The following is a 13,032-nucleotide window of genomic DNA, read 5'->3' on the forward strand; positions in this document are numbered from 1 at the left end:
AAATTCTAGAAAGAAGGACATCAAGAATTTGGCTCTTGCGTCTGTTTTATGGAGGTTGAGGATTGTTTATCACAAAACCCTTACGGGGCAAGGATTATAAACTATAATGCCCATATTTTGAATGAAATGCCGACACAATAAGGCTTTCAATGATTTTGAACTGGGTTCTCCATAAAAAGTACCGAAGAACCAAGAATTTTAACTTTATATTATCAATTTTATAATGATGATATTAAGTGATTCAACAACCATATAATTTTGAGGAGATAAAACTATGACTCAAAGTATTAACCAACAATCCAATTATCAAAAATTCACTCCAATTGTTAACAAATTGATTGACAATAATCCTCTTTACCGAGAAAATCTAAATAGACAGGAAATGATTGAAAATATCACCCGTAATTTTGATCCTGTAGCTGTTCCTGATGTGAATAGTATTTCTGTGGAAGCATTAACCAAACGAATTAAAAGAATATTATCTTTACATCTAGTTTCAGGAATGCTGAATGATTTCACTCCAGAGCAAATGCAAATTTTTGATGAATCTGTAAAACGAGGGTAAATGGGTTATTTAAATATTTTTTGCTAATAATTTTTCAACTAATTCCTCTAATATTTGTGGAGAAATTACTAGATTAAATTTACCTTCTCGCCAGAATATAATAATTTGACAAGGCGCACTATTTTGGTTTTTACTCAATAAAGCCGAGATAAAAACAGATGTATCTACAATTACTAAAGGTTTTGGTGAATCAAATTTTTGAAAAGACATTATAAAAAATCCGATTCATTTAATTTTGCCGATATTCTTCCACTTGCGGCATCAAATTTTTGCCAAACTTCCTCTTCGCAGTCGTTGGATAAAGCTAAAACTTCACTGAGAGTTTCCGCAATAATCTCTTTTGCTTGTTGTTTATAATTTACTGGTGGTTTTTCTTGATTATTTAATCCCAGTTGTTGAATTAACTGTTGTAATAACCATTGTTTATCTTCAATGGAGTAAGTTTGTAATATTTGTTCAAGTTCAATAATTTTAGGTGATGGCATAATATTTTTTGTAGTAAAAGTTTAGTTAGTTTTATTATAGCAAATCGTTGGGTTAAACGGAATCAATATCATGGTATATTTAATACTATGTAGAGCCATTTTATCCAACGATTTGCTACAACTATTGATTTTTTTTTTGCACGCAGAGGCGCAGAGGTGCAGAGAGAATTTTGAGTTTCGATTCAACTCACAATCAAAAGAGCCACATTCTGCTGATAAACTAAATATTCACGCCATACCTGTCTCCTATTTAGTTCTAATCAATTACAGATTTAAACTATCACAATAAACTAGCCATTAATGGTGCATAAATTGCACTACTCTCTACTCTTTGCATAAATTCTTTGGTTAGGTTAACCATAGATTCATGACATTCTCCATATTTTTGTTTATATGTTAACTGCATACTAAAATCTAGGCTTTCAGCAATTTTTGCCCTTTCAGGTATTTTTGTATAAAACGTTGGTGGGAAAAAGGGATTAACGATAATAAAATTTAAATTGTGAGTTTGGGATACAGTTCCGTTATAACGAGAAATTAAAGTTCCGACTGGTTCTAGGTTATGTTCATAATCTTTGTTAAATTTTTCAATCTGTTCAAGTAATAGTTCTAAACCGTGAATTGACATTCGGCTAGGTACACAGGGAATAATACAAAAATCACTAGCATAAAACGCGCTTTTGATAATATTATTAATACTGGGTGGACAGTCTATTAAGATGTAGTCATATTCTGCTAATAAGGGCTTGAGAATTTGACGCAAAATAGAAACTGAACTTTCTGGTAAATACTCTTGGACTTCAAATAATCCTGGACTGCTAGGGATTAGATGTAAACAATTGAAAGAGTTTTTGTTTCTGACATTAGAAACTTCTTCTTTAACTATAAATTTATGATAATTACCATTGTTTACAAAAAAATCAGCATTTTTAAATAAATAAGGCAATGTCAAACGCCTGTTATTATATTGCCATTCCCAGACTTCTTCCGCCATTAAAGCAGTAGTTAAGTTAGTTTGGGGATCTAAATCAATAGTCAGAACCCGCTTACCATACATTGTATCTCCTGCCAAATACTCTGCTAAGGCCATAACGAGGGTGGTTTTGCCAACTCCACCCTTGAGGTTGCAAACACTAATTACTTTAGCTGCCATATTTTTTGGTAGATGCTGTATTTCTGGAGATACTATTCTATTTTTGCCTGAAATGGCACAAAAGTCACAGCTTAAGTTTCCCCATTGCGGTTATGGGCTGTGAAAGCAAAGTTAGTATTTACTAATTATACTATTATCCGTGTATATACGTTTGTCTAACGGTTTGAATTATATTTAAATTTATTTATTAGCTAGATTAAAAGTATCTGTTATGGCAGATGACAGAGTTGAAGCTAAAAGTAGGTTTAAATATGGTCAAAATACAGTATGAAGGTTATTGCGAAGGTACACCAACGAACTTAGTTAAAGAAAAATTTGGAGATACGAATATTTATTTCCAAAATGCTAAATCACTGTTAACTAAAGCCACTGGTTTTATTGCTGCTTATGACTTTACTCTCAATCCTTATCGGGGTTGTCAATATGGTTGTAGTTATTGTTATGCTGCGGCTTTTAGTCCTAATACTAAAATGCGTCAGGATTGGGGTAAATGGGTAATTTATAAAGAAAATGCAGCGGAAATTCTAGGGAAAGAATTAGAAAAATGGTATAAAAAAAATCCGAATCAGCCTCCGATAATTTATATGAGTAGCGTTACAGATCCTTATCAACCATTGGAATCTAAATATAAATTAACTCGCAGTTTATTAGAGGTGATGCTTGATTATCGTCCAACTTTGGTAATTCAAACTCGCAGTCCAATTATCACCAGAGATATTGATTATTTACAAAGGTTTCAACGCTTGCGAATTAATATGAGTATTCCCACGGGAAGTGAATCTGTAAGAAAGGATTTTGAACCTCGTTCACCTAGTATCAAAGCCAGACTAAATGCTTTGGCTAAAATCAAAAAAAATATTGATAATAGTAAAGGTTTTATTCCTAAAATTTCTATTACAATTACGCCTTTACTCCCAACTTTAGCGAATGATGAATTTGCTTTTATTGAAAAATTAGCAATTGCTGATAGAGTGGTGATTCAAGATTTCCATGTTAACAATAATCGATCTCTTGTAGCATCAACTCGTCAAGAAGCTGAGGAAATAAAACAAAAGTATGCTTGGTGGTATGAATCAGATAAATCGAGTTATTTGAAATTTAAAAAAAAGTTAATTGCTCGGCTTCCGGGTGTAGAAATTAAAGAAGGTAAAGACGGATTTGGTTATGAGTAATTTTATTATTAATTGGTGGAGAAGTCAAAAGTTTAAATCAGCTTTACAGCGTGGTGATAACCGACGTGCTGTGCAGATTTTGCAGGAAATTCAAAAGTCAGGTGCAAGTTTTTCTTGGTTAGAGAAATTATTTCGGGATAAGCTTCAACTTGAACGTAATTCCCAGGAATATAAACGTGAAAAAGCCAATTTAACTAAACGATTAGCCGAAGCAACACAACCAAAATCTCATTTGTCATTAAAGCTAGAAGCAGAATTTATTCAGTATATATATAAAGCTTTTAATTTAGTGCAGCATGATGAATATAAATTACAAGCTACTGGTATTGATAAGCCTATATTTGAAGATTTTGAAATTCAGCTAGTTGAATATCTCCAAGAAGAATTTAGTAAAATTCCTGATCAACAATTAGCGATTAAGTTAGAAGATGCTCTTGAGGATATTAATAACTTAAAAATTGGACAAGATCCAGATTATCGCTTTAGTTTGACTCCTCATGTCTATTTTATGAAATATTTTTTAGAAAATGTATATTGTCTATATTTAGCCTGGTTTTTAATTTACCAAGATGAGTTACTACCGACAAAGTTTAATATTCTCGATATTGCAGCTGGCCCGGGAACAAGTGCTTATGGTTTAGCTTTATTTCTCCAAAGTTTTAGCGGCTTCTTTGAGATTCCCCAAATGCACGTATCTTACTATTCTTTAGAAAAACAAGATGCTTTCCAATATCGAGGGCTTCAGTTTTGGAGAAGATATATTGAATCTCGTATTAGTCCCGGAAATACTTATTTTCGCTTTGTGACTGATGACATATTTACCTGGAATGAAAAATCTAATAATATCCCTAAAAAGTTTTTTAATTTTATAGTTATTTCCCATTGTTTTTTTAACGATACAGTTAAAAATCAGGAAGCAAATAATATATATAAACAAATATTCGCTCAAAGTTTAAATCATCAAGGTTATGTACTGTTAATTGTGCAAGATAAAAAGTTATTTAAAATTTATAATACGCAGAAACTTGAAGATAAAAACCAAGAAAAAATTTTAGTATGCAAATTTTTAGCAGAACTTGAATTAGAATTGGTTTGGTATAAGTATTTAACCTCAACGGCTTCCAGAATATCTTTATCTGCTGCTGAATTTGCTAAATTTGCGAGAGAGAAACTACCTAAGCAAGTGTATATGACTCCAATCATCCAAAAGTATTTTAGACAGAAATATGAGTCAAACTATACTTTAGATGATTATATAATCTTAGCTAAAAAACCGTAGACAAGATTTCATCAGCCAAATTTATCTGAGGTTAAATATTTATTTCTGAAACTTTTACAAAATGTCTAAGGTTAAATAAAATATAATTTTCATTTATATAAATGACACAGAACCCAGAAACAAAGCCAGGTTGGCATGGCAAACTTAATTTAGTTTATGCTAATCGCCAAGATTCCACCCAATTAATTTACAACCACTATCAAGCCCCTTTCAAGGTACAACGCCCCTTTTACCCAGAAGGACAGGAAGTTTGCCATAGCGTCATTTTACACACGGCTGGGGGCATTGTGGGGGGCGATCGCTTATCCTCCGAAATTCACCTCGAAAAAAATTCCCAAACATTAATCACCACAGCCGCAGCAGGTAAGGTATATCGCAGTAACGGCTTACCCGCAAGACAAACGGTAAATATCCAAATTGATGCTAATGCTTGTTTAGAATATTTACCTCAAGAGACTATTTTATTCAACGGTGCTGTTTATCGCCAAGATTTAAAAGTAAATTTAGATACCAATTCTAGCTTTATCGGCTGGGAAATTACACGGTTGGGAAGGAGTGCGAGAGGAGAAAAGTTTTTAGAGGGAGAAATGCGATCGCACACAGAAATCTGGCAAAATGGTATTCCGTTGTGGATTGATAGACAAATCGTACCCGGTAGCGAAGAAGTATTTCACAGTCCCCACGGGTTAGCAGGAAACCCCGTTGTAGGTACTCTAGTTTGGGTAGGAAGTCCCATTCCTGGAGAAATAGTTGACAAAGCCCGTTCTTTAATTATTCACAACTCTGGGGCTGGAGTAACTCGCTTACCACATGGATTTTTGTGTCGATATCGTGGTAATTCTACATCTGAAGTCAGAAATTGGTTTACAAATATTTGGCAAATTTTACGAGTATCTTTGTTAAATCGTGGTAATTGTATTCCCAGAGTATGGCAAATTTAAACTAACCACTCCAGGCACAGAGGACAGAGACAAGAATGCAGCTTACACCCCAGGAAAAGGATAAGTTATTAATTTTTACTGCTGCATTAGTAGCGGAAAGACGAAAAAATAGAGGTTTGAAATTGAATTATCCCGAAGCAGTTGCTTTTATTTCTGCTGCTATTTTGGAAGGTGCAAGAGATGGTGAAACTGTAGCAGATTTGATGAGTTATGGCACAACTTTATTAACTCGTGATGATGTCATGGAAGGTGTACCAGAAATGATTCATGATGTGCAGGTAGAAGCCACTTTTCCTGATGGGACAAAGTTAGTTACTGTACATAATCCTATTCGTTAATGAAAACCCATTAAGATAGGAGAAAGAGAAGATAAAGACTTGTTTTGCTATGGGTTTGAATTCGTTGTAGTACCAGCATCTGAATTCGCCTTAGGCGTATTAGGAGATGTCTGCGTGTTAGAACTCGACTTATCTGGGGTAGAGGTCGATGTTGGAGTCTTGGTGGATGATTCAGCAGGAGCTACGTTAATCGTCGTGTTCTGTTGAGCGGGAGCAGGCTGTGGATTATTAGGGGCAATCACCTTAACATCTGTCTTCTCTTGTTTAGGTGCTTGTGGCTGGGGAACATCAACTTTAACGTTGACATTAGGCGCTCTTTGTTGAGCAGGAGTAGGAACAGATACGGGTACGGGAACACGCTCAACAGTATTCGTCTTTTCGATGATCGTTGTCTGTTTAGCTGGCTGTTGAGAGGCAGCAGGAGCAGGTACAATAATTACTGAGTTGGTAGTTGGCCGCCCCCAAAAGTAGTAAGCAAGTCCACCCATTCCCAGCAAAGCGGTAATACCCATACCAATTATCAGGCCACTAGCGGTATTATTTTGATCGCGTGCTTCTAGGGCTTCGTTCTTCAGATTTGTTCCAGAGACACGACCATCAGAGTAACCGTGATCATAAGACCCAGATTTATCATTCCTGACATTATCGTCACGGTTATTAGGATTAGGATTATTGAGATTAGTCATATGTTGCTACCAGAAATCATTAGTGGAATTAGGACACAAACAAATTCAAAAAAGCTGCCTCTGTTCAGTCAAAATTAGCAATGACTGAACGGCTTTTGAATGTCGCTATTATGATGTAAACCCGATGTTTGATATTTCTTAATTGAAGAGGTCTTGAACCTTGGCTTTCACATCTTCCACAGTGTTACGAACTTGGCTTTCAGCTTGTTTAGCTTTGCCTACAACTTGGTCTTTCAGATCACCTGTAATATTGCCAGCTGCTGCTTGAGTTTTGCCGTCAAGATTTTTAGAGACTGCCTTTGCTCTTCCTGATAAACGAACATTGCTTTTCACATCTTCCATTGTGTTACGAACTTGGCTTTCAGCTTGTTTAGCTTTACCAACAACTTGGTCTTTTGGGTCGCCAGTAACATTACCGAAAGCTTCTTGAGCTTTGCCTTCAATATTCTTAGAGACTGCCTTTGCTCTATCCATCATTGCTATTTGAATATGGGTTTGACCGCTTATATCAGTGAGTGAAGTTGCAGCCCAACTATCTCCAGGTGCTAAACCCAATCCTATAGAAGTTGACACTAATAAAACTAGGCTAATAGTGAGCAATAATTTCCGAGCTTGTTGAAATAAAATCATTCTAAATTCCCAAACTTTTATTTTTAAGGCATTGATTTGACTATTAACTAAAAGCGCATAACTAGAAAGTATAGATAGTTTGATGGCTATTTATACTTTCCAGAAAAATGACACTCTTAGTCAATAATTTTTTTGACTTGATCTTTCACATTTTCAACAACGTGAATACCGCTTGCTTCGACTTGTTTTGCCTGACCTTCAGCTTGAGCTTGGGGATCTCCCGTAATATTGCCTACAACTTCTTGAACTTTGCCTTCAATATTTTTGGCAGTTGCTTCAACCCGTTTTTCTAAGCTCATAATTATCTCCGTATTAATTTTCCAGATTAAATGAATTTAAAATCACATTACCGCTATGAACATGAGAATATCGCCACTCTTCACCTCTAATCCAAAACCGGACTTGAGAGTTGCCAGCATCACAGGAATTATACGGTGCAGCCGATTGTTAGAGGTGACTTAACAAATTACTCTGTTTCAGTACTGGGTGATTATTTTTATAGCTTAACACCAATAATCAGTTTATTTTTATACCTAAAGACATAATTAAGCTACTATGCAGCTTGATTGTATAATGTAAAGGAACTATAAATGCTTGCAAACACATCGGCGAGTTCTAGATATCAAGATATTGCAGAACTATGTCCTCAAGCTTTTAAACCATTTGTCTAATTCTGAGAAAAGCTGTAAATCAGGAAAACCAAATTATGATTCCCGGAGAAATAATCACAGTACCAGGGGAAATTGAATTAAATGCAGGTCATCAAACCACAAAATTAATAGTAGCAAATACAGGAGATAGACCAATTCAAATAGGTTCACATTTTCACTTTTACGAAGTCAACACCGCCCTACATTTTGACAGAGAAAAAGCGCGAGGAATGAGATTAGACATCCCCGCAGGAACAGCCGTGAGATTTGAACCAGGAGACGAAAAAGAAATAACATTAATCCCCCTCCTCGGTACACGCCAAATCTACGGCTTCAACGCCAAAATTAACGGCAACCTCTAAAAAACCCTCCGCGTACCTCCGCGCTAACCTCAGCGTCCCTCAGCGTTAAAAAAAAGGATAAAATATATCCTACAAAATGAACCTCTAAAAAAACCCTCCGCGTACCTCCGCGCTAACCTCAGCGTCCCTCAGCGTTAAAAAAAAAGGATAAAATATGCCCTACAAAATGAACCGCCAAGCCTACGCCGATACCTACGGACCAACAGTAGGCGACAGAATTAGACTAGCTGACACAGAATTATTTATCGAAGTCGAACAAGACTTCACAACCTACGGCGACGAAGTAAAATTTGGTGGAGGAAAAGTCATCAGAGACGGAATGGGACAATCCCCAATTTCTAATCATGATGGTGCTGTAGATTTAGTAATTACTAATGCTTTGATTCTCGATTGGTGGGGAATTGTCAAAGCAGATATCGGCATTAAAGATGGGAAAATATTTAAAATTGGTAAAGCCGGAAATCCCTATATTCAAGACAACATAGATATTATTATTGGCCCCGGAACCGAAGCTTTAGCCGGGGAAGGAATGATTCTCACAGCGGGGGGAATAGATACCCACATCCATTTTATATGTCCCCAACAGATTGAAGTGGCGATCGCATCAGGTATCACCACAATGATAGGTGGAGGAACAGGCCCCGCAACAGGTACAAACGCCACCACCTGCACTCCCGGCCCCTGGAATATGTACCGAATGCTGCAAGCGGCTGATGCTTTCCCCGTCAATATCGGCTTTTTAGGCAAAGGTAACACCAGTCAACCCCAAGGACTTGTAGAACAAATCCACGCCGGTGCAATGGGGTTAAAACTCCATGAAGACTGGGGAACAACCCCCGCAACTATTGACACCTCTCTCACCGTTGCTGATGAATATGATGTGCAAGTTGCAATACACACCGATACATTAAACGAAGCCGGATTTGTCGAAGATACTATTGCGGCTTTTAAACATCGTGCTATTCACACCTACCATACCGAAGGCGCAGGGGGAGGACACGCACCGGATATCATCAAGGTGTGCGGACTAACCAACGTTTTACCATCTTCCACCAACCCCACCCGTCCTTACACCGTCAACACTCTAGATGAACATCTGGATATGTTGATGGTATGTCATCACTTAGATCCCGCAATTCCTGAAGATGTCTCTTTTGCTGAGTCCCGCATTCGTCGAGAAACTATCGCTGCTGAAGATATTCTGCACGATTTAGGCGCGTTTAGTATGATTGCTTCCGATTCCCAAGCGATGGGTCGTGTGGGAGAAGTAATAATTCGGACTTGGCAAACCGCCCACAAAATGAAGGTACAACGCGGAACACTCTCCCCTCTCCTACCAGGAGAGGGGTTGGGGGAGAGGTCAGACAATCTTCGTGCAAAAAGATATGTTGCTAAATATACAATTAACCCAGCGGTTACACATGGGATTTCTGAATATGTGGGGTCAGTGGAAGCGGGGAAATTAGCAGATTTGTGTTTGTGGAAACCTGCATTTTTTGGAGTGAAACCAGAAATCGTGATTAAAGGGGGAATGATTGCTTGGGCGCAAATGGGTGATGCAAATGCTAGTATTCCCACACCACAGCCTGTACACGCACGCCCCATGTTTGGTAGTTTTGCAGGTGCTAGAAACGCGACATCATTAACTTTTGTTTCTCAAGCAAGTTTAGAAAGAGAAATTACCCAACAATTAGGGTTACAAAAAACAGCAGTTGCAGTTTCAGGAACACGGCAAATTAGTAAGCTGGATATGAAATTAAATGATGCTTTACCTCATATTGAAGTAGACCCAGAAACCTACGAAGTTCGTGCAGATGGTGAATTATTAACTTGTGAACCTGCAACAGTTTTACCAATGGCACAAAGATACTTTTTGTTTTAGGTTATGACTGAACAATCTACCGATTACGATAGCCCTTAGATTGAAAGATTAGCAAAACAGGAAGGAATTGAGGAAGGACTGCAAGAAGGTATTTTACAAATGGGAAGAGATAATCTGATTGAAGTCTTGGAAACGCGATTTGGTGAAGTACCAACATTTATTATTGATGCAGTGAATAATATCAATGATTCATCTGTATTGAAAACACTGCTAAAAAGAGCAATTTCTATTCCTTCAATTTCCGAATTTCAGAAATTATTAACATAACTTTAAATGTTGTTATTAATGCAGTAAAAAAATTAATAATTTATCTGCATTAATAAAACTGCATAAAAAAGAGATTCTTTCTATAAATGAATTTACACATTTCTCACATAAGATTACTATTGAAAGTTAAATAGAGAAAATGTCCTAACTAATTTTCCTAATTCGCTTCTAATTACGCATAACATCATTGTTTCTTTATCGTTTCTATTTCACTCATGGGTAAAAGTAAAGTATTCTCAATGTATTGTCTAACTTCGCGGCTAACATAACAATTGCTATAAAGGCATTCTAGTAAAAAGATATTAGCATTATAATATTTTTGCAATATATACTTTTGTGACTTACTGAATTGCCAATCATGTCCAATATTACGATACTTAATAATTGTATCTCTTAATTCCTCTGTCCACGTATACCCATGAGATTGCCACCATTCAACATTTTCCTGTTTAGTCCACCAATCATCATTTTCATATAGCCATTCCTGATTTCTGTTTAAAGTAGGAATTTTATTTGTTAATAATTCAAGTTCTTGCTGTAATTGATAGTCAAGGTTGAAGTTGAGGTTAGGGTCAAAATCTAACATTAACCAGAGGTCAAGTATGAGTTCATCAGGTAAATTGCCGGTAAAAGATTTTTTTTGATTAACACTCTCAATATCAAAGTAATCTACACTATCAAGTAAATTTAAGGTATCATACCCATAGTATGCATCAATGCTGTTAAATGATGTAAGACCTAGATTGAAGTAGAAGGAACGAATTATTCCTGGTTTAAAATCAGATTTTACTAATGATTCCTTTTTACTTACCCAGTGTATAAACTCTTGTAATTTATCGTCGTTCTCCAATAATTTATCAGTTTTTAATTTCATTAAATATAACAAATTATCGGCTTTTTTAATCCTTTCTATAGTTAATAAAAAAACCTCGCGCCAGCGTTTCTCAGTTATATGTGCTACTAAAATACCCCAATCAGAATTATCAGATATTTCTCTTGCTGCAAAGTATTCATGAAAAGTTAGGTGAGAAAATGAATAAATACCTTTTGCTCTTTCCAGCAATAATCCGTGCTGTGATACGATAGATTTTAGAACATTTTTGCTTTCTATATCTAAAATCTCCTGTTTAGTCTTAAAATTGAGTAAATTATAAATATATTCAGAAATTAATATTTCAGCATCATTTTCTTTGAAAAAATAATTTCCAGATTCAAAAGTAGTAATTGCAATTTTGCTTAATAAATCTTCTTTTCTTCTGGTAGATAAAGTTTTGTATATTTCATCACGCTCGATATCTCTACTGGCATCCCACTTTTCTAATAATAGTTCTACCCCTTCTTCGTACAAGTCATAACGAGTGTTCTTGAATTTTCCTTTTTCTTCAAAAATGAGGCATAACAAAGTTAGGAGAAGTGGATTGGTTGCTAATTCTTTAATCGGTTGATTATCTTCTATCTTTTGAATGAATCTTTCTATTTTATCAGGTTTTCTGTTTTGAAACCATTGTTTGGTAAAAAATTTAATTTGTTCATCGTCAAAATCTGCTACTTCGACATCTGTAAATCCCTGAAATATATAGTCATTGGCTGCTATTCTACAAGTGATAACAAATTGATTTTTAATAAAATTACATATTTCTCTAATTTGTCTTAATATGTGCTTGCTATCTTCTTGTCGAACTTCATCTAAACCATCCAGCAAAATTAATCCTCTACCTTGTCTCAGAAGTTTGTCTATTTTATCTTCAGCATTTTTAACATTACAAACTGATAATTGTTGAGCAAGATATTCTAATAAATCTGGCTGTTTGGGCTTTTCTGCAAATTCTTTCATGGTGATGAAAAACGGTACTTTATTTGTTAAAAACTCCCCTTCAATACAGTGCATTGCTAAATATTTTAAAAATGTGGTTTTACCTGCTCCCGGTTTTCCTAAAACCATCAGTTTACTATGACGTTTTACTGCTTCTAGTCCTGGTACTCTTTCCTCTTTTATTCCGCTAAGTCCAAAACGATCAAATTCTTCAGGGTTACAGTTTTGCAAAAGTTCAGCAATTTCTATGCGTCGGTTTCGGTTTAGTTTCTCCAAAATGTTGACATTTGTATAAATACCTCTTTCACCCGTTAACTCTATCGGTTGTTCCATATCTAAAACGCGCATAGTTCCACATTTTTCTTTGATGTGGGGTTTTACCAAAGTGCGAATTTCTTTAACTAAACTATCAATTTCATGATCTGCAATATCAGCATTTGCATTTATAGGAGGTTTTAGTTGTGAATACCGCTTTTCTAAATATTCTCGCAAACGGGGTTCTTTCACAGGTCCACTACCTGTAATCTGAAACTTCTTGTAAATACCCGATAGACAAGTATTGAGATTGCTTTCCCCGATATTAAGCGTCTGTGTTACTTGTACTCGACTTTTCCCACTTCCAAAGATTTCTATAAAAACTTCCTTCTCTCTGTTTGATAATTCGCTGTATTGTTCGAGTTGTTTCAGGAAATCTTCAGGTAACGACATAGATGCAATAAAAAACTCTGTAAATTCCAGTTTAGCTTGCATTTTCGGCGATTTACGTATAATCAAGGCAAGTCAGGGTAAGTCAAAACAAGTCAAGAGTA

General features: G+C 35.8%; 14 protein-coding genes and 1 pseudogene. 8 read left to right on the plus strand and 7 right to left on the minus strand.

The window, feature by feature from the left end; genetic code table 11:
• The first annotated feature begins 274 nt into the window (after positions 1-274).
• A complete protein-coding gene (locus H6G68_RS06790) occupies positions 275-565 on the plus strand; it encodes a hypothetical protein (RefSeq protein WP_190905946.1) in 291 nt (96 codons plus the stop codon).
• A gap of 9 nt (positions 566-574) precedes the next feature.
• Here H6G68_RS06790 and H6G68_RS06795 read toward each other — a convergent pair whose 3' ends face one another.
• The 3 genes from H6G68_RS06795 to H6G68_RS06805 all read right to left on the minus strand — a co-directional run bounded on the left by H6G68_RS06795 (position 575) and on the right by H6G68_RS06805 (position 2,203).
• The gene (locus H6G68_RS06795; protein ID WP_199332515.1) at positions 575-775 is read right to left on the minus strand and encodes a PIN domain-containing protein; all 201 of its coding nucleotides are present in this window, start codon (positions 773-775) and stop codon (positions 575-577) included.
• Positions 775-1,050 carry a hypothetical protein gene (locus H6G68_RS06800; protein ID WP_190905947.1) on the minus strand — a complete coding sequence of 92 codons (276 nt, stop codon included), beginning with the start codon at positions 1,048-1,050 and terminating at the stop codon, positions 775-777. Before H6G68_RS06800 ends, H6G68_RS06795 begins: the two co-directional genes overlap by 1 nt.
• Before the next feature lie 280 nt (positions 1,051-1,330).
• Positions 1,331-2,203, minus strand: coding sequence for a ParA family protein (locus H6G68_RS06805; protein WP_190905948.1), 873 nt, complete (start codon positions 2,201-2,203; stop codon positions 1,331-1,333).
• A gap of 251 nt (positions 2,204-2,454) precedes the next feature.
• On the opposite strand from H6G68_RS06805, the gene H6G68_RS06810 reads away from it, so the two are divergent.
• The 4 genes from H6G68_RS06810 to ureA all read left to right on the plus strand — a co-directional run bounded on the left by H6G68_RS06810 (position 2,455) and on the right by ureA (position 5,933).
• Positions 2,455-3,375 carry an SPL family radical SAM protein gene (locus tag H6G68_RS06810; protein WP_190905949.1) on the plus strand — a complete coding sequence of 307 codons (921 nt, stop codon included), beginning with the start codon at positions 2,455-2,457 and terminating at the stop codon, positions 3,373-3,375.
• The gene (locus H6G68_RS06815; RefSeq protein WP_190905950.1) at positions 3,368-4,654 is read left to right on the plus strand and encodes a photosystem II assembly protein; all 1,287 of its coding nucleotides are present in this window, start codon (positions 3,368-3,370) and stop codon (positions 4,652-4,654) included. Before H6G68_RS06810 ends, H6G68_RS06815 begins: the two co-directional genes overlap by 8 nt.
• Before the next feature lie 101 nt (positions 4,655-4,755).
• On the plus strand, positions 4,756-5,595 hold the full coding sequence (locus tag H6G68_RS06820; RefSeq protein ID WP_190905951.1) for an urease accessory protein UreD: 840 nt from the start codon (positions 4,756-4,758) through the stop codon (positions 5,593-5,595).
• A 35-nt stretch (positions 5,596-5,630) separates the two neighbouring features.
• Positions 5,631-5,933 (plus strand): urease subunit gamma, encoded by a 303-nt coding sequence (gene ureA / locus H6G68_RS06825; RefSeq protein WP_190905952.1) that lies wholly within the window; start codon positions 5,631-5,633, stop codon positions 5,931-5,933.
• A gap of 47 nt (positions 5,934-5,980) precedes the next feature.
• Here ureA and H6G68_RS06830 read toward each other — a convergent pair whose 3' ends face one another.
• The 3 genes and pseudogenes from H6G68_RS06830 to H6G68_RS06840 form a co-directional block, all read right to left on the minus strand.
• Positions 5,981-6,619 carry a hypothetical protein gene (locus tag H6G68_RS06830; RefSeq protein WP_190905953.1) on the minus strand — a complete coding sequence of 213 codons (639 nt, stop codon included), beginning with the start codon at positions 6,617-6,619 and terminating at the stop codon, positions 5,981-5,983.
• A gap of 315 nt (positions 6,620-6,934) precedes the next feature.
• Positions 6,935-7,102 (minus strand): annotated as a pseudogene (locus tag H6G68_RS27090) (CsbD family protein); the annotation flags it as partial.
• Positions 7,103-7,365: 263 nt separating this feature from the next.
• Positions 7,366-7,548 carry a CsbD family protein gene (locus H6G68_RS06840; protein ID WP_127054121.1) on the minus strand — a complete coding sequence of 61 codons (183 nt, stop codon included), beginning with the start codon at positions 7,546-7,548 and terminating at the stop codon, positions 7,366-7,368.
• A gap of 407 nt (positions 7,549-7,955) precedes the next feature.
• Here H6G68_RS06840 and H6G68_RS06845 point away from each other — a divergent pair, with 407 nt between their 5' ends.
• From H6G68_RS06845 to H6G68_RS06855, 3 genes are all read left to right on the plus strand, one after another.
• Positions 7,956-8,261, plus strand: a complete 306-nt coding sequence (locus tag H6G68_RS06845; RefSeq protein WP_190905955.1) for an urease subunit beta — start codon at positions 7,956-7,958, stop codon at positions 8,259-8,261.
• Positions 8,262-8,415: 154 nt separating this feature from the next.
• A complete protein-coding gene (gene ureC / locus H6G68_RS06850) occupies positions 8,416-10,143 on the plus strand; it encodes an urease subunit alpha (protein WP_190905956.1) in 1,728 nt (575 codons plus the stop codon).
• Positions 10,144-10,242: 99 nt separating this feature from the next.
• On the plus strand, positions 10,243-10,410 hold the full coding sequence (locus tag H6G68_RS06855; RefSeq protein WP_199332516.1) for a hypothetical protein: 168 nt from the start codon (positions 10,243-10,245) through the stop codon (positions 10,408-10,410).
• Between the two features lie 184 nt (positions 10,411-10,594).
• Here the strand turns inward: H6G68_RS06855 and H6G68_RS06860 are convergent, their stop codons facing one another.
• On the minus strand, positions 10,595-12,973 hold the full coding sequence (locus H6G68_RS06860) for an NACHT domain-containing protein (RefSeq protein ID WP_199332517.1): 2,379 nt from the start codon (positions 12,971-12,973) through the stop codon (positions 10,595-10,597).
• Positions 12,974-13,032: the final 59 nt, after the last annotated feature.

It is taken from the genome of Anabaena catenula FACHB-362 (genome assembly GCF_014698735.1).
In the GTDB taxonomy this organism is placed as follows: domain Bacteria; phylum Cyanobacteriota; class Cyanobacteriia; order Cyanobacteriales; family Nostocaceae; genus Anabaena; species Anabaena variabilis_A.

Bases quoted from the DNA above. Each gene is read 5' to 3' on its own strand.
- ureC (WP_190905956.1), top strand. From the start codon at position 8,416: ATGCCCTACAAAATGAACCGCCAAGCCTACGCCGATACCTACGGACCA.
- H6G68_RS06830 (WP_190905953.1), bottom strand. From the start codon at position 6,619: ATGACTAATCTCAATAATCCTAATCCTAATAACCGTGACGATAATGTC.
- H6G68_RS06800 (WP_190905947.1), bottom strand. From the start codon at position 1,050: ATGCCATCACCTAAAATTATTGAACTTGAACAAATATTACAAACTTAC.
- H6G68_RS06795 (WP_199332515.1), bottom strand. From the start codon at position 775: ATGTCTTTTCAAAAATTTGATTCACCAAAACCTTTAGTAATTGTAGAT.
- H6G68_RS06855 (WP_199332516.1), top strand. From the start codon at position 10,243: ATGGGAAGAGATAATCTGATTGAAGTCTTGGAAACGCGATTTGGTGAA.
- H6G68_RS06810 (WP_190905949.1), top strand. From the start codon at position 2,455: ATGGTCAAAATACAGTATGAAGGTTATTGCGAAGGTACACCAACGAAC.
- H6G68_RS06845 (WP_190905955.1), top strand. From the start codon at position 7,956: ATGATTCCCGGAGAAATAATCACAGTACCAGGGGAAATTGAATTAAAT.
- H6G68_RS06860 (WP_199332517.1), bottom strand. From the start codon at position 12,973: ATGCAAGCTAAACTGGAATTTACAGAGTTTTTTATTGCATCTATGTCG.
- H6G68_RS06805 (WP_190905948.1), bottom strand. From the start codon at position 2,203: ATGGCAGCTAAAGTAATTAGTGTTTGCAACCTCAAGGGTGGAGTTGGC.
- H6G68_RS06790 (WP_190905946.1), top strand. From the start codon at position 275: ATGACTCAAAGTATTAACCAACAATCCAATTATCAAAAATTCACTCCA.
- ureA (WP_190905952.1), top strand. From the start codon at position 5,631: ATGCAGCTTACACCCCAGGAAAAGGATAAGTTATTAATTTTTACTGCT.
- H6G68_RS06840 (WP_127054121.1), bottom strand. From the start codon at position 7,548: ATGAGCTTAGAAAAACGGGTTGAAGCAACTGCCAAAAATATTGAAGGC.
- H6G68_RS06815 (WP_190905950.1), top strand. From the start codon at position 3,368: ATGAGTAATTTTATTATTAATTGGTGGAGAAGTCAAAAGTTTAAATCA.
- H6G68_RS06820 (WP_190905951.1), top strand. From the start codon at position 4,756: ATGACACAGAACCCAGAAACAAAGCCAGGTTGGCATGGCAAACTTAAT.